This window comes from Pseudogracilibacillus sp. SO30301A (assembly GCF_037072025.1).
Taxonomy (GTDB): domain Bacteria; phylum Bacillota; class Bacilli; order Bacillales; family Amphibacillaceae; genus Pseudogracilibacillus.
Genome location: NZ_JAXHDD010000013.1, coordinates 1 through 21,706, shown reverse-complemented (window position 1 = coordinate 21,706; position 21,706 = coordinate 1). Strand labels below are relative to the sequence as shown.

Sequence of the window (21,706 nt, the reverse complement as noted above, 5' to 3'; positions counted from 1 at the left end):
CTACTAATAAGAAAAGCTCCCTACTGGGGGAGCTTGCTTCACAACACATATTGTTCTTTTACTAAATCAAGTAATCCTTTCTTATCTAAATACGATTCTGGTGCTAAAAATGTAACGGTGACAACCCCTGGATGACGACCGATTTCAATCGCACCATTTATCGTAGCACGGTTCATCACTTCGGGAACGGTAATATCGAAAAAATTTGCTGCTCTTTCCATACCATTTGTCGTTGCATCATTTAAGTTGGCTCCTGTTCCATCGGGCATACGTTTTCTACTTCATTCATCTTCCAATGTTTGGCGATTTGTTGGGCGCGAATTTTTTCTTGTTCCGTAAACGGTTTTGCTAAGTAAGGTAAATCCTCCTCAACTGGAAGTAGAATTGGTCCTTCGAGTTGCATATTTTTTAATACTTGGACTTGAAGACTGACGATTCCAGCGACATCTGCAGTATGTCCAGCAATTTCACCATCCCCTTGCATCGCATGCATATCCCCAACGTAAACACCACCGCCTTCCACTTTCACCGGACAGATTAAGACAGCACCTGCACGTACACGGTTAATATCCATATGGCCGTCTGTACGATCTTCTAATTGTTCTTCGGTGACCCGATAATCATGTGGAGCATCGATTAAAAACTGTCCAAAGTCACCAGCATTATGGGAATCTGGCATCGCTCTTGCTGGCGTGGTGCCAAGTTGTCCAACAAAACTCCGTATTCTCGCCATTGTTGCGGGCATATCGTGCGGGGCAAAGGTGACGATTGGGTTTTGGATAGAATGTTCGGGTGTACACATGAATTTTCTTCCATCTTGAGCCACCGTTTCGGCTGCTTCTTTATTTAGCGTAAGTCCCATCGTTTTCTTATCATCGAATGCGATTGTATAAGCATGTGTAAAATTAAACGGTGTTATATCCGTATCACAATTTTTACAATGGATAGCCGTATTCCCAATTCCCTTAATTACTGTTTCGGGGTTTACCGTTTTACAATTCGGACAATAAGCATCAACAAACGGGTCTCCATTAAAACGTCCGTCTACCGGTTTATCATTTCCTGATGCAGTGACAAAGGAAGTAATTTCTATTGATTTAATATGGATGACAATTGCATCCCCAATTTCCGCCCCTTCTACATAGACAGGCTTTGTCACCTCATGTCCACCTTTTAGAGCTGGTGTAATCATCGGTCCCCAACAACCCGGCGTCGTATTTGCAACGATATGTCCACCGTCTTTTACAACATATTCCATTTTTTTATTTGGATCAAGTACACCGTCCGTAAATTTGTCTTTAGTAATATGTAATTTTCGAATAAAACTTGCAGGTAAAAAATGTAAAGTAAAATTCTATCAGCTATTTCTCCAAATCTTAAATTTATCTTCTAGTTGTTTCTGATTTAGTTTAAACTGTTTCTCGCGATGTCCGTTTGCTCCAGATGGATGCGGAAAGCCGTATAAATAAATATGTTGCTCGTTTTTATTTTGTACAGTGTGGATTACTTTTTCCGTTGCTTTTCCAAGCGGAATGACGAGCGCAGGATCAGTAATTTGCGCTAGTTCTATTGGGAAAACTTCATATGCATAACGCTTGAGGAGTTTAGACTGGTCGATAGTCGGGGTGTGTCCAGTGTAATTTTTGCCTTTATAAAAGACAGGGTATTTAATGATAGAAGTCGTATGGAGAAAAGAGCGGTAAGTGCTAAAAAGTTGCTCACTCGAATCAATGGCAAGAGTTTCCGGAAGTCCAATTTTATCAAGCATAACGATTAGGTTTTTACGCATTGTACCTGAAAAACTGGCAGCAATTTTTGTATTTTCAAGCATTTTTTCCAAAGACTCTCCTTTGCTAATCGATTTTACAAGCTGGATGTATGCTGTCTTCATCTGATTCCAGCCCGGAGTGATACCGACGATAATAATTTTTGCGTCGGTATTTATATACTCATTATGTGGAGCATAATACATGGCCAGATCTCCTTCTGTTTCTAATAAGAAGGAGTCGGTAAGAAGAGTTTGTTTATTAAATTCAGCTAGAGATTGAATTTTTGGGAGAAATTGTGGGAGTTTAGTATTTAATATCATCATTTTTCACCATCCAAAATAGTATACCACTTTCGTGTAGATTTAATATGATCATTTTGGAATACAATATGATAACTTTCAACCTATATATATATTTAGCTATATTTTTGTAGGTAAGACAATATAAAGCCTTCTTACTGTATACGGATTTCGCTATAAAAGATTGGCGATTAGCCAAGACTTCTAATATAATCCACAGTACGAGGTGATTCGTTATGAAATTAAGTATATTAGATCAGTCGCCGATTTCGGATGGAAAAACCCCGAAAGAGGCGCTGGAAACTTCTGTGAAATTAGCGCAACTTGGGGAGGAGCTTGGGTATCATCGGTACTGGATTGCGGAGCACCACGATTTATTTGGACTTGCTTCACCGAATCCAGATGTCATGCTTGGAGTGATTGGCTCTCAAACGGAGCGGATTCGGATTGGTGCTGGAGCGGTACTTTTACCATATTATAAACCGTTTCGTGTGGCAGAAACATATAATTTATTGCAGACGCTTTTTCCTGGACGAATCGATTTAGGTCTAGGTCGTGCACCAGGAGGGTCAGCGGAGGTATCGCTGGCGTTATCAGATAATTATTTAAAACAGGTAAATGAGTATCCAAAACAAATTAAAGAGTTGCTTGGATTTTTGCATGGAAGTTTTCCGATAGATCATCCGTATGGAAAAATATCCCCAACTCCTGTTCCAGATACCCCGCCAGAGACATGGTTACTTGGAACGAGTGGAAAAAGTGCAGACTTGGCCGCTGAAAACGGATTGGATTATGCATTTGGACATTTTATGACTGATTTTGTTGGGCCTGATATCGTGAAAGATTATCGTGAGAAATATTCTGAACATCATGGGACATCAGGCCATGTAATTGTAGCGATTACTGTAATTTGTGCGGAAACTTTGGAGGAAGCGGAGGAACTTGCGTTAAGTTATTTTCTTTGGAAAATCCATCAAGATAATATGGTTGAAAACCGTGAAATCCCGTCTGTCGCAGAGGCGAAGAACTATGTATACACAGATGAAGACAAAAAGAAAATCGAAAAGATGAAACGTAATATGATCATCGGCGATCCTGTCAAAGTGAAGGCGGAAATCGAGGAACTAAACGAAAAATATAAGGCTGACGAGATGATGATTATCACGATAACGCATGATGAAGAAGCGAAGTACATTTCTTATCGTTTATTGGCAGAAGCGTTTGGATTGTGAATTTATTATTGCAGTCGCAACTTCGTATCTTCTCCCGGCACTCATCATGTTGACGTAGCAACTCCTTATCTTCTTGCCGTCACTCCGTATGTTGTTGTAGAAGCTCCGCATTTTTCTCGCCACTCATCATGTTGTTGTAGCGACTCCGCATCTTTTGTCGTCTTTTTTGTTGGAGATTAATGAATGAAAAAATGGTACAATGAATAGGTGAAATTTGTAAAAGTAGATTCAAAAATAAAAAGGAGCGACACCTATGCTCCCTTCCGTTCTTCTGATTCAATGATATATGAAAAGATGTCAAACCATTCCCTGGCATCTCTATCTTTGATATGTTTTCTTTCGACAGGTAGGTGGTAAGTGTTAAAGATTAAATCTAGCGTTGTGGCTTGTAAGTCATCTATTTGGACAGTTAGTCGTACTTCTTTTACGACACGAAAATCGTCTTCTTTTTTCCAAATGGCCGGGGGCATACTAGTATTTTCAACTTCTCCACCGATAAGTACCCGTTTTAATTGTCCCGATCGAGATGTTGATTCGATTGTATGACCGTCTAACTTATAAGAAACATGAAATAAATCTTCATAGGGGATTTGTTTGTATTGAAGTGTGTTGTCCTGAAGTATAAAAAACCAAATATTTTTGTTCTTTGAATCGTTGACTAAATCAAAATGGAATCCACTAAAGAATTTTTCAACAGTGATCCCTCGTTTTGTAATAAACATATCAACCATTTTTGTTTTTTGATATCTGTATTTCTTGTCATTTTTTTTCATCCAATACACAAAGAAAAAACAAAACATCGCAAGACTAAAGAACGTCATAACCGTTATTGAATCCACATCCATTTCCTCCCCACGCAAGAGACCATTTTATCTCTATCATACCCTATTTTAGAAAGAAGTGCTCATTAGTTCTGAATATTATAACAAATAATAAAGAGAGCTGTTTTCTTATTAACAGTATATTCCATAAAAACAAATATTATATGTGAAAAAATGAACAAAATTTGAAAGGTTTGAATTTTACTTTCTTAAAAAGGGGAAATCTTGAAAAACCACGCGGGTACTATTTATCCAGCCAAATCGTAAAATAACCACTAAGATTACGATTTAACCACGGGAAATCTGAAATAACCACGCTGTAATTATTTATCCAGCCAATTCGTAAAATATCCACGAAGATCTCGATTTAACCACGGGAAATTTGAAATAACCACACTGTAATTATTTATCCAGCTAAATCGTAAAATAACGACGAAGATCGCGATTTAACCACGGGAAATCTGGAATCACCACGTTGTAATTATTTATCCAGCCAATTCGTAAAATATCCACGAAGATTACGGTTTAACCACGGGAAATCTGGAATCACCACGCGGACAGTATATTATCCACGAAGCACCATATAATTACAGATGCAGGACATACAAGCTAGTGCTTGCGATACTTGGGCTTCTAGCCAATGAGCAATAGAAAAATTTTATACTAAAAAAGAGAGGATTCTCACCCTCTCTCAAACTTTTAAGCTAGCGACTAATTTGTCTCGTTGCTCATAAAAATCACTCAAATAATTATCCTCGAAAATTTTCGCGATGCTAATAAGCTGTCTTTCTTTCCATTTTCTACTTACAAGTTGTACGGCGATAGGTATATCATTTGCCAAACCAACCGGTATTGAAATTGCAGGGTGTCCTGTCAAATTAAAATAAGATGTGTAGCGAATCATACAGTCAAAAATTGGTTCCTCTTCTCCATTGAACTGAACTATTTCTTGGTCGATCGGTTTTGGTTGAGCTGGTATTGTAGGCGTAATGATGGCATCCACTTGTTCAAGCATTCGATCACAAGCAGCAATAATTTCCGTTCTTCTCGTTAAAGCATGTACATAATCATAGGCAGGTATGGATTTACTTGCTTGCATCACATGGGCAACGTCGTAACCATAATCATCCATATGTTTTTTGATCCTATCTTTATGTGAATAGCCACCTTCCGTGATTGCTAATGTAAAAGTAAGTGGAATTGCTTCTTTGGCATATGGAACTTCTACGTCAACGAGATGTGCACCAAGTTGTTCTAGTTTTTTGATTGTTGCTTTATAACTTTCTAAAACATCAGTTTCAATTTTTTCAGTAAAGAAATTAACTGGAACACCAATTTTTACGCCGCGCAAATCTTCAGCGGTAGAATCAATCACTGAAAAGTTGTTTCCAGTCAATGCTTCCATCATGAGAATTAAATCGGATATATCTTTTGTAATTGGCCCGAGGTGATCCAAGGTCTGTGAGATTAGTGTTAGACCTTCATTTGGAAGCATTCCATAAGTTGGTTTTAAACCAACTAGTCCGCAGCTTGCAGCTGGAATTCGAATGGATCCCCCAGTGTCTGTTCCTAATGAAGCAACAGATAATCCAGCTAATACCGCAACAGCAGAGCCACCACTGGAACCACCAGAAATAAGTTGTGGATTCCACGGATTTTTTGCTGGACCGTAAAAGGGATTGTTATTCGTGATGCCAAACGCAAATTCATGCATATTATTTTTCCCAATCATGACAGCCCCAGCTTGGTTCATTGCTTCAATAATAGTCGCATTCTTCTCGGGGATAAAGTCTTGATCGATTTTTGATCCACTTGTTGAAGCGGTACCTTTCGTGTGAATATTGTCTTTGTAGGAGAGTGGAATTCCTTCTAGTTGCCCAACTTCGCCTAACTGCCACTTCATTTCAGAAAGTTTTGCTTGTTGTAGTGCGACATCTTCCGTGATGGAAATAAATGCATTCAAATTCCTGTTATGTTTTGCTTTTTCTATGTAACTTTGCGTTATTTCAACTGGAGAAAATTGCTTCCTTTGGTAACCTTCCAACAAATCTTGAATCGAATACAAATCGTATTCCCCCTTTTAAAAATTTAAGCCAAGATGGTAGCCTGTTCCAGTTCATAGCAGTTATAAGCATTTTATAGTCATCAAGAATTGCATTAATGTAATGAGAATAACTCACCTGATAGCTTGACGAGTACATTTTATTTATTATGACGTGAAAAATACGTTTCAATTAATTATATCATTCTTAAACTTAATTTAACATGAATTATTTGAAAAGTTAGATATTTATACGATTTTTATAATAATTATGTTTCGGAAAGTATTTGGACGGGTATATATCTTAAAAAAGGAAACTGAGGAGCTGGTAATTGTGAATCTGAGTTATGAAAGCGAGGAACTGTTGGAAATATTGCGGCTCATTCAGACAAGCTTGGAAGAGTTATATGTCTATTATGAACTTGGAAATGACGAAGAAGCGAAGTTAAAAGCTGCTTATTTAACGTCAAAATACGATGGCAAAATTAGAAATCTTTTCGCTCATCCAGTTGATGAATTGCCTACAGCCCAAGGTTTTGCAGAGATGATTTTAGTTGAAGAATATTTGAGGACAAGTGCAACGGAAGAAGCAACAAACTATATAATACATTAATAAAATTGGGAACTTTCTAAAGTGAAAGTTCCCAATTTTTATCTTAAATGAAACGATTTCCTTTTTTAATTTTTGAATAACGTCTTCAATAGGGAGAGTAACAGCAAAAAATCCGCATCCCCGCTTTGCAGTAGTCGGTAAACATTCTCCGTTTTTATGATACTTTTATGTTAGAATAACAAAAGTAGTGCTAGCTAGAGGGTTGAAGTTATGCGAAATAGTATTGGATTAAGCGAAGTTGTTGAGAGATTTAAAATGGTTTTTGTTGAAAATTTTGCTTTTATTGATCGTGAACGTTGGAATTGGTGAACGTATATTTGGAAAAGACAGTAGATATAAACCGTATGAAGCTATATTTTAATGGGAGGAAGAATTGATAAATCTAGGTTCTAGGTATATTATCAAAAACGAAACTCGGTATATAGAGTTATCAGAATATGATATAGATGAATATCGGATGATGGAAAGAATTTGTTTTACTTTATCGGATCCTGGTAAAGTAGAGGAGCTACTTGTTGCGATTAATGGGAGAGGCATATTCAGGCGGTTTAAAGATGTAATACATAAGCTTGGGTTGCCAACGAGTGGTATGATTATCGGAATGCGGCCTATAAACAGGTTGCCAGAGATTTTTGCGACACGCATGAGATTAAATATGTAGAATAAGGAAAGGTATTGTATGAATAGACAAAAGATAGAACAGCGAGTAAAACAGTGTGCTACGGAACTAGTAATTGATAAAGGATATGTTAGCCCAATTGATTTGTTTCTGCAAATCGGCTGGTTTACAGACGATAAGGTGAATCAATGGCGTTTTAGAAAAATTCCTCATTTAGAATGCGCAGCTACCTCTAATCTTTCAAAATTAAATTTTGCGTTAAAGACATTAAGAAAAGTTGCCATAGACCAAAACTGGAAAGAATCAACAACTGTTTATTATTCATGGGGGAAAGGTGCGAAGCGAAAATTGATTTTCTCTAAATCAAGAAATCCCTATTTGGAAAAATTGTATGCAACGCACTATGTTTTGCGGCAAAAATAAGCATTTTTTTAAACTATAAAAATACTTCCTTCTCCCGATAATTTTTAATGAAATTTTTCGAAAAGAGGTGTACTCTTAATAGAGAACAATTTGTTAGGCTGATGACAATGGTACATACAGATGTTAAAAAATTCATATTTTGGATTCCGGTGCTTATTTGGATGAGTGTCATTTTTTATTTGTCACATCAACCGGGATCAGAATCAAGTGAATTGAGCAGTGATTTAGCGGCAAAAATTCTATACCTAATAGAACTAATCTTTCCGGTTAACTCTGATTATTTTCATCATTTCATACGGAAGAGTGCGCATTTTATTGCTTATTTTATACTCGGTATTCTTGTTGTAAACGCACTCCGTATTCACAACTTTAAATATGCAGCTTACGCGTTTCTTATTTGTGTGCTGTACGCTATCTCGGATGAAGTACATCAACTATTTATTCCTGGGAGAAGCGGGGAAGTTCGAGATGTGTTGATTGATGGAACAGGTGCTTTTATTGGGATAGGTGTATACTTTTTGCTCAAAAAAAATGCGCTGTCCAGTTAAAAGATGATGCTGTTATTAGAAGAGTTTCGTTCAGGGAATAGTAGAATAGGGAAACTTCCATTGGAGGGATGATAATGGATGTAAAGCAGTTGGCAACAGAAATAGAAGAATATGTGATTAACATTCGGAGAGATTTGCACCGAAATCCTGAAGTAAGTATGGAAGAAAAACGTACCATAAAAGTTGTTACCGATGAACTTGAGAAGTTGAATATTACTTATGAAGTAATTCCATCTGGCGGTGTCATTGGATTTATTGAAGGAGAGAACCCCGGTAAATCTATAATTTTAAGAAGTGATCTTGATGCACTCCCAATGAAAGAAGCTCCGAGAAATTTAAAACAAGAAAAAGTTGTTGTTTCCAAGAAAAATGATGCCGCACATTTATGCGGTCACGATGGACATACAGCAATGCTATTAGGAGCGGCAAAAATTTTGGTAAACCATAAAGATCAGATCAAAGGAAAAATTATCTTGGCATTTGAACAGGGCGAAGAAAACGGAAAAGGAATTTATCGAATGCTAAAACGGCTCGTAGAAATTGGTGCAGACGGCGTATGGGGTATCCATTTAAAAAATGATATCCCAGCTGGAAAAATTTCTGTCGATCCTGGCTCACGCATGGCAGGGGTTTTCCCATTTGATGTCATAATTCGTGGGAAAAGTGGCCACGGTTCTCGTCCAGATTTGGCGAATTCCCCGATTGCATGTTTTAGCGATTTTTACAATGATCTCCAAGCGGCACGAGTTCGTTCCTTGAATCCGTTTCAGCCAATTACGTTTTCTGTTGGTAGTATTCATGCTGGATCTTCTGCTAATGTTATTCCAGATGAACTGCAATTTAGTGGTACTGCTCGGTTCCTCCATGAAGATCAAGGAGAAGCGGCGCGGCGAGTGTTTACTCGTTTATTGGATGAAGCTTGTCATAAAAATAATTGTAATTATGAATTTATCCAAGAGCCGGCGCCGATTCATTTATTTGTCAATAATGAAGAGACATGTGCAAATATTGCAGCCGAAGCAATTGAGCGCATATTAGGGGAGGAGACACTTACTCATTACCCAGCCTGGATGGCATCAGAGCCGTTCGGGTTTTATCAAAGATATTTCCCAGGGGTTTTTGCCTTTGTCGGCATTCAAAATGAGAAAAAAGGCATCGGAGCAGAACATCATAATGCCCATTTTGATATTGATGAAGCTGTTCTAAAACTTGGTGTTGCGGCAACGGTTCAATATGCAATTGATTTTTTAAATTATGAAAAGGAAATTGACTATGGCAAAGAAACACGCGATGTTACAACATTGTTTCATGATTTGAATTTTGCGATATATGATCCTGAAGATAAATAATGAGAAACACAATACGTTATCGTGTTTCTCTTTTTTCGTTGTTGTTTAGGAAACTATAAACGGGTTTTACGAATCAAAATTATTGTCTGAAGGAAGAAGTACTATTGTTTATGGAGTATTAGTGCTCATTGCAACGTTGATGATGTTTGTTCTTATATCTGCATTGTTTTCAGTTGAAACAAACCCTAATTCTTCTTCTGCATTTTCTGTATTCTAATTATTTGAAACAACGTAATACGTGACAAATCGGACAACTGTTGTATCGAGTGACGATTTAATATATCAGCTGGGAATACCTACTATGAAATTAAAATGACTGAGCTTTATCGCAGCTTGAAAGTGTGCAAAACGATAAATTTGTAGCATTACATTAAATAGCGTATTACCGGGAACCAGAATCTCGTGTATGTTAGAAAAATTAGCCGAAGGATTTTATCCAGATGTATTTAAGTAGATCTTTACCCGAAGTAGAGGTCTTTTTTTTGAATAAATTTTAGCATTCCTTGTCCTAAAAAGTTATACTATTTTGAGAGATAGCATTTTAGGAGGCAAATCATATGAGAAAATATGCATATTTATTCATTAGTTTAATTGTATTAGCTGCTATACTCACGGCTTGCGGCGGACAGTCAAATGATGGTCAGACTAATGAAGATGAGGAAACAGCAACTGAACGAGCGGATGAGACAAATGAGGAAGCAAATGAAGTAGAACAAGTTACTCCAACTGGTGATAATCCAGTTGTTATAATGACGATGGAAAATGGCGGCAAAGTGCAGATTGAATTATATCCTGAGATTGCGCCGAATACAGTAAATAATTTCATCTCTTTAGTGGAAGACGGTTTTTATGATGGATTAATTTTTCACCGTGTAATCCCAGGATTCATGATTCAAGGTGGCGATCCTGAGGGGACGGGTACGGGCGGCCCTGGTTATACGATTAAAGGTGAATTTAGCTCGAATGACTTTGAAAACAACTTAGAACATGACAGAGGTGTGTTGTCGATGGCACGTTCTATGGATCCAGATTCTGCTGGCTCACAATTTTTTATTATGACAGACCCTTCTCCACATCTTGACGGTGATTATGCAGCTTTCGGAAAAGTGACAGAAGGTATGGAAATTGTTGACGAAATAGTCAGCGCAGAACGTGATAACGCCGACAAACCACTCGAAGACCAGGTGATTGAATCGATGACAGTTGAATTGCATGGATACGAAGCACAAGAACCTGAGTTAATTGAATAAAATTCATCATAGGGCTGTCTTAAATGTTGATAGCTCTAATCTGTTCTTTGTGAATTCATTTTATCCAGCTAATTCTCGAAATAACCACGGAGATTCCGATATAACCACGAGAATCCCGAAATAACCACGCACGCCCTCGATTATCCAGCTAAATCTCAAAATAACCACAATATGAAAAATTATTGTATCCAGCGCTGCAACCAGTTTATTGATTAGAAAACATCTGTCATATGGCGGATGTTTTTTAATTACTCGGGTTTAATGATTAATCGTTTTCAGGAGTGGAACTTTGGCTACTTATCTGTAAAGAGGACGCACAGGTGTAGACTGAAAGATCACTCCTCTTCAAAAGTGAAGTGATCTTTACAGTATTTGCCAATCAACTTCCTTCAATCCTGATCTTTTCAATAACTCATTCGTCTTTGAAAATGGTCTACTACCAAAAAAACTTTGATGTGCGGAAAATGGACTTGGGTGAGAAGATGTTAATATATGATGTTTATTTGTATCGATGAGTCGTTGTTTCTGTTGTGCGGCTCTTCCCCATAATAGATATACGATTGGATGATCTTTTTCATTTAAAAGTTCGAGTATCCGGTCAGTGAAGATTTCCCACCCTTTCCCACGATGGGAATGGGCTTCTCCTTCTCTAACAGTTAGTACTGTATTTAATAGAAGCACTCCTTGATTTGCCCAATCTTTTAAACAACCATGATATGGCATTGGGTACCCTAAATCACTTTTCAATTCTTTGAAAATATTAATTAAAGATGGAGGTTTTACAACTCCGTTTTGTACTGAAAAACTTAAGCCATGTGCCAAGTTGGGGCTATGGTATGGGTCTTGACCAAGAATTACTACTTTTACTTTTTGAAAAGGGGTGTGATGGAGTGCATTAAATATGTCTTCCTTTCGTGGATATATCGTTTTTGTTTTGTATTCTTTAATTAAAAATTCTCTCAGTTTTACATAATAGGCTTTCGAAAATTCATCTTCAAGTAACGGAGCCCAATCATTTTGTATTATTTGTTCCGTCATATTAACCTTCCTCACTTTTAGGTAGATAAGTTTTTTGAGTCGCACTTGTGCAAGTAAGGCTTTTTTCATAAAGCATAGCGACAAGCCAAGTTTTTATAAATATATCTCGTGTTGTCACATCTCTAACCCAAATGAAATAACTCGCACTTTGTAAGAGAGTGAACTTGAACATTATTTTGGATTAGTGACAATTTCAAATATGCCCTTAATTAATTTTGTATAAACATATAAAAACAACTCAAAGCAAAAGAGTTTACAAAGTATAAAATAACATTAAATAAACAAACATACAACCCGTATTTTAAGTGCGTGTTCAAAAAAGAGGATAAAAAGGACCAAGAAGTTCGAGGCGGCGCAGCTCCCGGCAGCGGAATGTATGCATTTAGATACATGAGCAAAATCTGGCACGCAGGAAAAGTGATCTTCTTTTCCAAGGAAACGCTTCTAGCACAAAGAAAAAGTGCTTTCCTTTTTCAAGGAGCGGAGAAACAAGCATTCGTGCGAAATTCGCAGTGTCATTTTTACCGGACTTTTTGAACATCCTCTTTAAAAAGACCTTTTCCATTCATACGCTAAGACTCACAACTTGGAATCATTCTTTATTTTTTTGAAAAGCACTTGTTATTTCAGCAATTTTAGCCTGATAAATAGAAAAAAGTAGTAAATTTTTAATAAAATTTATCCAGCTATAAGGTAAAGAGTTGTCAATTCATGCTAAAATATAGAGTGTAGGCAATAATAGTTCTATGTAAAAAGAATCAAGGGGAGCCTCTTTTTTATTAAATGATATTTGCGTAAAAAAATAATACGATAGATTGGATGACTCGCACATGCCTGAACAAATTGAAAAGCTTTTTGAAAAATTAAATACAGATCCAGCTACAGGAATCAGCACGAAAAGGGCGATGGAACGTTTAGAAATCGATGGACCAAATCGATTTGCAGAGGAGCAACAGCAATCAATTCTCTCACTTATTTGGGGGCAATTAAATAATGCTCTCATTTATATTTTATTTGCTGCTGCTATTATTTCGGGACTTGCCGGTGAGACAAGTGATGCGATTATCATCGGAATCGTTATTGCAATTAATACAATTATTGGTGTAATTCAAGAGTCGAAAGCTGAAAAAGCATTAGAGGAATTAAAGAAAATGTCAACCCCTGTTGCGATTGTAAAAAGAGACGGGGTTATACAGGAGATTTCCTCGGAAGAACTTGTGCGTGGGGATATTGTTTATTTAGAAACAGGTCGTATTGTTCCAGCAGATATTAGATTGATTGAGTCAACTAATTTACAAATGGAAGAATCGTCCCTCACTGGAGAATCTACTTCCGTTGAAAAAGATGCAGCTTGGTTCAGCGCAAAAGATGTTCCGTTAGGCGATCAAAAAAATATGGCATTCATGTCAACGTTAACGACGTATGGACGAGGAATGGGTGTTGTCGTAAAAACAGGGATGAACACAGAAGTCGGAAAAATTGCAAGACTCCTTCATAGTCAGGAAAAAGAGTCAACACCACTTCAGAAAAAACTAAATGAGCTCGGCAAAATTTTAGGAATAGGTGCCGTAATCATTTCGGCGATTATATTTTTAATTGGATTTCTACAAGGTCGTGAAGTACTTGATATGTTTTTAATCGCTGTTAGTTTGGCCGTCGCAGCGATTCCAGAAGGGCTTCCCGCCATTGTCACCATCGTTCTTGCGCTAGGTGTCCAGCGGATGATTAAACGAAATGCAGTAATTAGAAATTTACCAGCTGTTGAAACACTCGGTGCGGTGAATGTAATTTGTTCAGATAAAACAGGAACATTAACGCAAAATAAAATGACTTTAACCCATTGTACAGTTAATGGGAACTTATCTTCTTTGGTGGAAATAAATATTGAGAATCCAACTGTGAAACGTTTTCTTGAGGCGATTACGTTATGTAATGATGCGACAATTGAAAATGATAAACAAACAGGTGATCCGACCGAAGTTGCTCTCGTTGAAGCGGCAGAACGTTTCGAGCTCCATAAAAAAGAGCTGGAACAAGATTTTCCTCGTGTTGATGAAAATCCGTTTGATTCCGATCGAAAAATGATGACGACAATTCATGAGCATGAAGGGAACCGTTTTGTTTTTGTGAAAGGCGCGGTCGAAAAACTATTGCCGAGACTATCTGAAGTTGAAATAAACGGTACAATCCACCCGCTATCAAATGAATTAGAAACAAGTATTTTGACACAAGTTGATCAAATGGCGGAAAAAGCTTTACGAGTGTTAGCTGTTGCCTATAAAAAAATACCCCTTCAAGGGACAGAAGAAGACCTTGAAGATGAACTTGTCTTTTTGGGACTTACAGGAATGATCGATCCACCTAGAGAAGAGGTAAAAGATGCGATTGCGACATGTCATGAGGCAGGCGTTCGTGTTGTCATGATTACCGGAGATCACCAGAAAACGGCGCTTGCCATTGCAAAAGAGCTTCACATTGCTGATCATATTGATGAAACGATTACCGGTCAAGAGTTAAATGAGATGAGTGATGCGGTTTTAAGAGACAAAGTAAAAAAGGTTCATGTTTATGCCCGCGTTTCTCCAGAACATAAAGTACGGATTGTCCAAGCCTTAAAGAAGGAAGGAAATATTGTTTCGATGACAGGAGACGGAGTAAACGATGCGCCTTCCTTACAACAGGCAGACGTTGGCGTAGCGATGGGAATAACGGGAACAGACGTGGCAAAAGGGGCAGCGGATGTCGTTCTTACTGACGATAATTTTTCCACGATTACTGCAGCAGTCGAAGAAGGGAGAAACATTTATAAAAACATAAAAAAATCTATTTTGTTTTTATTGTCATGTAATTTAGGAGAAATTGTCACATTATTTATCGGCATTTTAATGGGGTGGCCTGCACCACTCACCGCCATTCATATTTTATGGGTGAACTTAATTACAGATACACTACCCGCAATTGCATTAGGTGTTGACCCGGAAGATCCGAATGTGATGAAGGAGAAACCTCGTTCCGCATCAGAGAAGATTTTTGTGAAAGATGATGTTTCTTTCATGGTGTTAAACGGAATTATAATTGGGGTTTTAACCTTATTTGCGTTCATGGAAGGGTTAAAAATCTATACAGAATCTACTTCATTATTTTCAATGAATATACAGAATATAAATAGTGAAGCAATCATTCATGCCCAAACACTTGCTTTCTTAACATTAAGTGTATCGCAATTATTTCACGCGTTTAATTTACGAACAAACCGCCAATCTATTTTTCAAGCGGGTATATTTAAAAACCGTTATTTAATAGGTGCGGTCTTAATCGGTCTTGTTTTACAAATTGCCTTAGTCTCTGTTCCAGTGTTAAACGAATGGTTCCATCTACGCCCACTCGTTTGGCAAGAATGGCTCTTTGTAATCGGATTATCCATTATACCGGTTGCTGTAAATGAATTCATAAAAGCGATGAAGCGAATTTTTAATTAGGAGGGTACGAATTGGTACATAAAATAACATTAATGGAAGCCTATTTAATTGAAACAGCTAGAAAAGCAGGAGTTTCTAACGAGGAAATGCTGTCAAAAGCGGAGCAGCAAGATCTCGAGAGCTTAAACAATTTACATGAAAACTTTGATTTCACTGAATTATATCCGCTTGTGGGCAAAGAAGGGAATGTATTTAAGGAAATTTTAGAGGAAGGCTACAAAATTAAATTTCTCACATTCCCTGGTTTAGTTAATCTTTTAAAACTGAAATTTGATAAAGTAAAAGATAAGGATTTTATAGTGGAGGAATTTAGTATTAAAGAATTGCAACTCACAGAATTAGAAATTGAAAATTTAAAGACTTGGATCTCCACTAATTGGAAGGTGGAAGAAGTAGGAAAAGGGCTTGAAATAAAGCGGGTTCGGCGATAACTTACATAATCAATTTAGCTCTTTTTGCATTGGCTTCTTCAATAAACCTTATGATTGAAAGTGTCTCTTCTTTCGGAATTGGGCTTTGTCCGGTTTTACAAAAAGTGATTATTTTTTTCAATAATAGCGCGTAATAAGACTTTTTGTCTTTATAGATAGGCAGATGCACCGTTCTAGTTGGATAGTGGAAGAGAGCTTCAAACTTGCTATGCCATACGTGAACACCTCTTATTACACCAAATTGTCCATCTTCCCATTCGGCAGTAATTACGTCATTGTGCTCATTGCCTTGAACGGACAATTGAGTGTAATTTGAACCGAAAACTGTAAATAACATTTCAACCATATGGATACCGTACCAAGAATAATAAGGGATATGTTCAATAAAAGGCAGTGGTCCATTTAAATAAACGCTAGTTGGTTTTTCCTTTTCATTTTGTAATAAAGTTGTTAGTGAATCTGAGTATCTCAGTGCAGAGGAACTCATTACAGGGGTATTGTATGTTTCACTCCAAGTAAATATTTCTTTTGCGTCATTTTCAGTTATGGTTAAAGGTTTATCGATAAATACTGGTATTTTGTACGGGAGCAGTTTCTTGAAAATGTCGAGATGTTTTCTCCCATCCATTGCGGTAATAAAAATAGCATCTGACTTTTCTGCTACTTCTTCTATTGATTTCGCAATTTCGACACCATACTCTTTGTTCAAAACGGACGTATATTCGTCAACCCTCGTTTTGCTTAATGTTAAATCTGGGGATGGACAGGGATACCCAATGACAATTTTTATATTGCAGTAAAAATTACTTTTATCTTCATACAATAGTTTTGTGAAAATTTCTACATGGGAAGTGTCTAGTCCAATTAATCCTATTTTAAATACCATGATTTACCTCCTAACTCTTATTCTATCAATGAATATACTTGTCGTGGTCTTCCGCGTTTTTTTAATTTTTCAATACCTGTAATTTCTATAATTTTTGCATCAAGCCAACTGACGATTAAGCGATTTGCACTTCTTGTAGTAATTCCCAAAGTTGCAGCCAATTCATGTGCGGTAAATGTATTTGTATTTTTCCTTTGTAATAGTGAAATCACTTTTTTTATATAAAATGGGGAAACAGAGGCACTTTCCGCTTTTTTGATAATATTTATATCTGTTATTGTTAAAGGGTACGTTAAAGGAATTTCATTTTCAATAGGACCAATCACGCTCCGGTCTTCTTTTACTATAAAACATTTACCCTCTCCATACTCAATTGCTTGTAGTAATGCCATTCGGGCATGTGAACCGGCCTCGCTGGCTGTTACGCCAAAACCAACTCCTGCAGAAATTTGAATTTTATTTTGTTTTTTTTCATCAAATAAAGGGAAATATTTATATCCTTGTGTCACTCTTTCAAAGGTGCCTCTAGTTGTGATAAACATATATTCGTTGCCGCCAAGAGAAGTTAAATGACCTTCCGATAAATCAACAAAGTCTAGAATAATTTTTTGAATTTCCAAATTAAGACGTTGAATTGTTTGCTCATTAGCCGCTTCTCTTTTAAGTGCTTCAAAGTTAGCGATATAAATGATTCCGAAAACAATTTGTGATTCAAGTTTTTTTCTTTTCTCCGTAGCTAATAAGGCTCGTTCCAGTGTCACAATAATATCACCGTCAGTAGGCAAAATCCATTCATTCGGAATTGATAACTCATTTAGTTTATCGGAAACTACTTTCAAACCAGTGAGGGCGCAATCCGCTTCAGATTTTTGAACATTATCGGTATGGAACTTCACTACTTTTTCAGTATCCGCAAGTGTAACTTTCTCACGATAATGAATGCTATTTATATTTTCATCGAGATCTAGATTGAGTGCTTTCAAGTCAGCTCTTGCCAGCGTATCTATTGATACAGTCTGAATAGAATGAAGTCGCTTTTGTAATCGATAGAAAGCACGGTATAAAGACGCACCCTTTACTGGGATATAGTGGGCGGGGACGGAATGAACTCTAGCTTTTCTCGAAATATAATAAGGAATATAACCAGAATAAAGTAATACATCACAGCTATCGCCCAATTCCTTTGTGAAAGTAATAGCATCATAGATATTGTTGGAAGTTTTGAAGATTGGATGAAAATTAGGAAACCTTTTAATGCACCGTTTAATTCGTGTTTCAATCCAAGTAGGTCCAATAATGCCTATTTTTATCATGCAAAGCGCCCCCTAAAAATTTTGGGAGCTTTGCCTAAAGCATCGCTCCCAGATCTATAACGTAAATTTATATCATTTTAGCCATTTTTGCAAATTCTTTTCAACAAACTTATCGTCATGTAAATGGGCGTATTCTTTATACACGCGATCAATCTCTGCTGTTTGACCAACACTAAGCTTTTCGCTATCAAGTAAACACCAATTACCTTTTAACAGACCCTGCCTTCTAAGAACTTCATTAATACCAGCAATACATCCTTTAAAATTATTAGCAGTATCAAAAAAAGCAGCGTTTGCATCGGTAACTTCATTTGCTAAAGATAAATAAGGTGTAACATCGTCCCCATTTTTACGAGCATTTTTTAATTGTTGAAACATATTAACTGCATTTTCTGTCCACACTGCCCAGTGACCAAGCAGTCCACCGACAATTTGCTTACTTATTGTTTTACCACCAACTCTAATTTGGTAGTTCGACAATAAATCGATGACGATATTATCATCATTTCCGGTATAGAGGGCGATTTCTTTATTTCTGGACGAATGACAGACTGCCCTAACTACGTCTAATGTTTTATACCGATTGAATGGTGCAATTTTGATAGCATGCACATTTTGAATCTCTGTAAAACGTTTCCAAAACTGAAAACTTAATTCTCTACCACCAACAGCAGGTTGAAGGTAGAATCCGAAGATTGGAATGATTTTTGCAACCTCTTCTGAATGTTGCAGCAAGGCTTCTTCCGTTAGATGTCCTAGCCCACCAAAGCTTAACAATCCAAGATTATAACCCAAATCTTTGGCTATCTTTGCTTCTTTAATTGCCTGCTCTGTATGACCACAAATACCGGTAACTTTTAAAAAAGGTTTTTGTGCGTTTTGATTTTCAATTTCTTCGATAGCAATTCGTAATACCTTCTCATATAAATTGATATTTGGATCCCTAATTTCAAATTGTGTAGTATGAACACCAACTGCCACTCCATCTACACCCGCATCCATATAATATCGTGTTAATGCTCGCTGATGTTGTTCATCGAGTTGCTTATCTTCTGTTAGGGCAAGTGGATGGGCGGGAATAAACGCTCCATCATGTAGTAAATTTAATTCTGAATTTGTCAGCATTAAAATTCTCCTTTTCTTTCCTGAAAATGTGTTGGTTTTTCAATTATTTCTCCTTCGTTCTTTATCCATTCCGCAGTCCACTCAATCATTTGCTGTATAGAAACATGTGGATATCCGAATAGTTGGTGTGCCTTTCCGGCATTATTTAACAGTGCACTTGATGCTTCTTCATTCAAAAATGTTACTTCTTTATTGAAATGATTACCAAATTCTTCGGCAAGCCAGCGGATAGATATTGTTTCAGGTCCTGTGACATTCAAAATAGATGGTTCAGTTGTGCAGTGAAGCAGTGAGCGGATTGCATATTCATTGGCATCACCTTGCCAAATTACATTAACTAAACCTGTAGTTAAGTCGATGGGTTTTTCGTTGTAGACTTGATTTGCAATTTCGAGTAAAACGCCATACTTCATATCAATTGCGTAATTCAAACGGAATAAAAGTATCGGTGTATTATTTTTCTTGGCGAAGTAAGTGAAAATTCTTTCTCTACCTAAACAAGACTGAGCATATTCACCGATTGGGCTGGTAGGTGTCTGCTCTGTACATCCCCCTGTTGCAATATCGATAAATGGATAAATATTTCCTGATGAAAATACAACAATATTTGAGTTCGGAAATTTCTCTGAGACTTTACTAGGAAGATACGTATTCATTCCCCAAGTCTCGTGTTCATTGCCAGATGTACCAAATTTTTTCCCGGCCATAAATATGATATTTGCGACTTCTGGTAATGAATTTAATTCATTCTCATCAAGTAAATCAACTGCCAATGTTTCTACGCCGCTAGCCTCTAATTCACTTTTTAAATTTCCACTGGAAAAACGGGAAACGCCAATTACTTTATTGTCTAAACCTGCTTCATCAAAAGCCTTTTTCGCAAGGATCGCTAAGGAAGGCCCCATTTTCCCACCTACTCCGAGAATCATAATGTCTCCCTTTATTTTTTTAATGTCATTAATCAACCGGTTTGAGGGAGTTGTAAGTGTTGTCATTAATTGTTCTGTTGTTTTCAAATAAGTCACCTCATTAACTAAAGAATATATTTTTAACGTTATTGAATGCTAATAGGATAAGAACTATTAAGCCGATGATAGCAATTATATTTTTAGTCGTTGTATTTTTTAGTTCTCCCATGATATTCTCGTCGTTTGCTACAACAAGTAGGGCAATTGCGATGAATGGAACAACGACAATCGTAATCGCTTGTGCAAAGACAATCATATTCACCGGTGCACCACCAAATATTAATGCAATGATAGAACCGATTAGCATAACGGAAATAATCATCAGTTTAACTCGAATATCTTTTAAACTATTTCCAAAACCTAAACCATCGGAAAGCATTGCCCCACCAATTGTGGCATTCCCCATAAGTGAAGAAAAGGCTGCACCAAATAATCCAAACATGAACACAATCGTTGCCCAACTACCAAAGAGCGGTTCTAAAGTTAATCCCATTTCATCTACAGAGTCGACCATTATTCCAGCGGGTTTTAAAACTGCAGCTCCTACAATCATTACTAAAAAAGTGATAAGCCCTAAAAGAAATATCCCGAAATAAGACTCTTTTGACCCCTCTTTAGCATCTGTAATACCCCATCCTTTTTCCTTAACAAGATAAGATTGATAAGCTGCCCCTACTATGGAAAAAGAGGTTGCAGTTAAAGCAATGATCAAACCTAAGGATCCTTCCGGAATAGTTGGAATAAATCCTGAAGCGATTGAAGTAACGGATGGTTTAGCTAAAAATGTAGTGATTAAAAATGACAGTAACATAAGTGCTATAAGACCAATCATCAATTTTTCTAACAAATCATAAAAATTCTTTGAAAATAGTAGGACTATCCCAAAAATAGTCAATAATACGATTAATAGTTGCGTATTGAGTCCAGTGATAATGGAAAAAGCAACGCCGACTCCAACTGAATTTCCGGCTTGGAAAGAAGTAGTAACTAAGAATGCACCTACTCCGATGAGAAGCCCACCGAATTTACCCCATTTCTGGTTGATTAACTGAATAAAAGTAAACTTAGATGCAAGCCCAATTCTCATACTCATTTCCGTATAAATCATCATAAATATCACCGTTATAATAAGTATCCAAATAAGTTGGTTTCCATAGATAGCACCAATTTTAGAGGCTAATGTTAAACTTCCAGGACCTACTACTAGCGCTGATGTGATAAGTGCTGGTCCCAAATACTTTAGAAAACCCTTTTTTCCTTTTGTGCTCCTACCATTTACGTCCTGTCTTTCAACTTCCAATTATAAATCCCTCCTATTTTTTGAATATTTCAAACTTAAATAAAGTATATAGTTATGATCCATTTAAGACAATGTCTTAAATGTGTCTTAAATTGTATTTATTAAATAAACTAAAAGTATTTCAGAGAGTTTTGAAGATGATTTGATTTACATATATTGGGATTAAGGAAGTAATGAAACAAGAATTTATTTTTCATAGTAT

General features: G+C 36.8%; 18 protein-coding genes and 1 pseudogene. 9 read left to right on the top strand and 10 right to left on the bottom strand.

The window, feature by feature from the left end:
• Positions 1-38 precede the first annotated feature (38 nt).
• Positions 39-1,321: pseudogene (locus SPD89_RS08615) on the bottom strand (acetamidase/formamidase family protein).
• A 36-nt stretch (positions 1,322-1,357) separates the two neighbouring features.
• A complete protein-coding gene (locus SPD89_RS08610) occupies positions 1,358-2,092 on the bottom strand; it encodes a uracil-DNA glycosylase family protein (RefSeq protein ID WP_336261551.1) in 735 nt (244 codons plus the stop codon).
• 212 nt (positions 2,093-2,304) lie between these two features.
• On the opposite strand from SPD89_RS08610, the gene SPD89_RS08605 reads away from it, so the two are divergent.
• Positions 2,305-3,300 (top strand): LLM class flavin-dependent oxidoreductase, encoded by a 996-nt coding sequence (locus SPD89_RS08605; protein ID WP_336261550.1) that lies wholly within the window; start codon positions 2,305-2,307, stop codon positions 3,298-3,300.
• Between the two features lie 251 nt (positions 3,301-3,551).
• On the opposite strand, the gene SPD89_RS08600 is transcribed toward SPD89_RS08605, so the two are convergent.
• A complete protein-coding gene (locus SPD89_RS08600) occupies positions 3,552-4,139 on the bottom strand; it encodes a hypothetical protein (protein WP_336261549.1) in 588 nt (195 codons plus the stop codon).
• A 673-nt stretch (positions 4,140-4,812) separates the two neighbouring features.
• Positions 4,813-6,186, bottom strand: coding sequence for an amidase (locus SPD89_RS08595; protein WP_336261548.1), 1,374 nt, complete (start codon positions 6,184-6,186; stop codon positions 4,813-4,815).
• Positions 6,187-6,496: 310 nt separating this feature from the next.
• Between SPD89_RS08595 and SPD89_RS08590 the strand changes: the two genes are divergently transcribed.
• The 6 genes from SPD89_RS08590 to SPD89_RS08565 all read left to right on the top strand — a co-directional run bounded on the left by SPD89_RS08590 (position 6,497) and on the right by SPD89_RS08565 (position 10,964).
• Positions 6,497-6,775: a hypothetical protein gene (locus tag SPD89_RS08590; protein WP_336261547.1), complete on the top strand. Its 279-nt coding sequence runs from the start codon at positions 6,497-6,499 to the stop codon at positions 6,773-6,775.
• Between the two features lie 373 nt (positions 6,776-7,148).
• On the top strand, positions 7,149-7,436 hold the full coding sequence (locus tag SPD89_RS08585) for a hypothetical protein (protein WP_336261546.1): 288 nt from the start codon (positions 7,149-7,151) through the stop codon (positions 7,434-7,436).
• Between the two features lie 18 nt (positions 7,437-7,454).
• Positions 7,455-7,817: a hypothetical protein gene (locus tag SPD89_RS08580; protein ID WP_336261545.1), complete on the top strand. Its 363-nt coding sequence runs from the start codon at positions 7,455-7,457 to the stop codon at positions 7,815-7,817.
• A gap of 107 nt (positions 7,818-7,924) precedes the next feature.
• Positions 7,925-8,365, top strand: a complete 441-nt coding sequence (locus SPD89_RS08575) for a VanZ family protein (protein WP_336261544.1) — start codon at positions 7,925-7,927, stop codon at positions 8,363-8,365.
• 74 nt (positions 8,366-8,439) lie between these two features.
• The gene (locus SPD89_RS08570; protein ID WP_336261543.1) at positions 8,440-9,714 is read left to right on the top strand and encodes an amidohydrolase; all 1,275 of its coding nucleotides are present in this window, start codon (positions 8,440-8,442) and stop codon (positions 9,712-9,714) included.
• A 557-nt stretch (positions 9,715-10,271) separates the two neighbouring features.
• A complete protein-coding gene (locus tag SPD89_RS08565) occupies positions 10,272-10,964 on the top strand; it encodes a peptidylprolyl isomerase (protein WP_336261542.1) in 693 nt (230 codons plus the stop codon).
• Positions 10,965-11,327: 363 nt separating this feature from the next.
• Here the strand turns inward: SPD89_RS08565 and SPD89_RS08560 are convergent, their stop codons facing one another.
• Positions 11,328-12,002: a uracil-DNA glycosylase gene (locus tag SPD89_RS08560; RefSeq protein ID WP_336261541.1), complete on the bottom strand. Its 675-nt coding sequence runs from the start codon at positions 12,000-12,002 to the stop codon at positions 11,328-11,330.
• Between the two features lie 830 nt (positions 12,003-12,832).
• Between SPD89_RS08560 and SPD89_RS08555 the strand changes: the two genes are divergently transcribed.
• Together SPD89_RS08555 and SPD89_RS08550 are read left to right on the top strand one after the other, a co-directional pair.
• A complete protein-coding gene (locus SPD89_RS08555; protein WP_336261540.1) occupies positions 12,833-15,481 on the top strand; it encodes a calcium-translocating P-type ATPase, PMCA-type in 2,649 nt (882 codons plus the stop codon).
• An 11-nt stretch (positions 15,482-15,492) separates the two neighbouring features.
• Positions 15,493-15,912 carry a hypothetical protein gene (locus SPD89_RS08550; protein ID WP_336261539.1) on the top strand — a complete coding sequence of 140 codons (420 nt, stop codon included), beginning with the start codon at positions 15,493-15,495 and terminating at the stop codon, positions 15,910-15,912.
• A 1-nt stretch (position 15,913) separates the two neighbouring features.
• Here the strand turns inward: SPD89_RS08550 and SPD89_RS08545 are convergent, their stop codons facing one another.
• The 5 genes from SPD89_RS08545 to SPD89_RS08525 form a co-directional block, all read right to left on the bottom strand.
• Positions 15,914-16,798: a Gfo/Idh/MocA family oxidoreductase gene (locus tag SPD89_RS08545; RefSeq protein ID WP_336261538.1), complete on the bottom strand. Its 885-nt coding sequence runs from the start codon at positions 16,796-16,798 to the stop codon at positions 15,914-15,916.
• 17 nt (positions 16,799-16,815) lie between these two features.
• Positions 16,816-18,111, bottom strand: a complete 1,296-nt coding sequence (locus tag SPD89_RS08540; RefSeq protein WP_336261537.1) for a hypothetical protein — start codon at positions 18,109-18,111, stop codon at positions 16,816-16,818.
• Positions 18,112-18,183: 72 nt separating this feature from the next.
• On the bottom strand, positions 18,184-19,236 hold the full coding sequence (locus SPD89_RS08535) for a dihydrodipicolinate synthase family protein (protein ID WP_336261536.1): 1,053 nt from the start codon (positions 19,234-19,236) through the stop codon (positions 18,184-18,186).
• On the bottom strand, positions 19,236-20,252 hold the full coding sequence (locus SPD89_RS08530) for an NAD-dependent epimerase/dehydratase family protein (RefSeq protein WP_336261535.1): 1,017 nt from the start codon (positions 20,250-20,252) through the stop codon (positions 19,236-19,238). The genes SPD89_RS08535 and SPD89_RS08530 overlap by 1 nt, the downstream gene beginning before the upstream one ends.
• 13 nt (positions 20,253-20,265) lie before the next feature.
• Positions 20,266-21,504 carry an Nramp family divalent metal transporter gene (locus SPD89_RS08525; protein ID WP_336261534.1) on the bottom strand — a complete coding sequence of 413 codons (1,239 nt, stop codon included), beginning with the start codon at positions 21,502-21,504 and terminating at the stop codon, positions 20,266-20,268.
• Positions 21,505-21,706 lie beyond the last annotated feature (202 nt).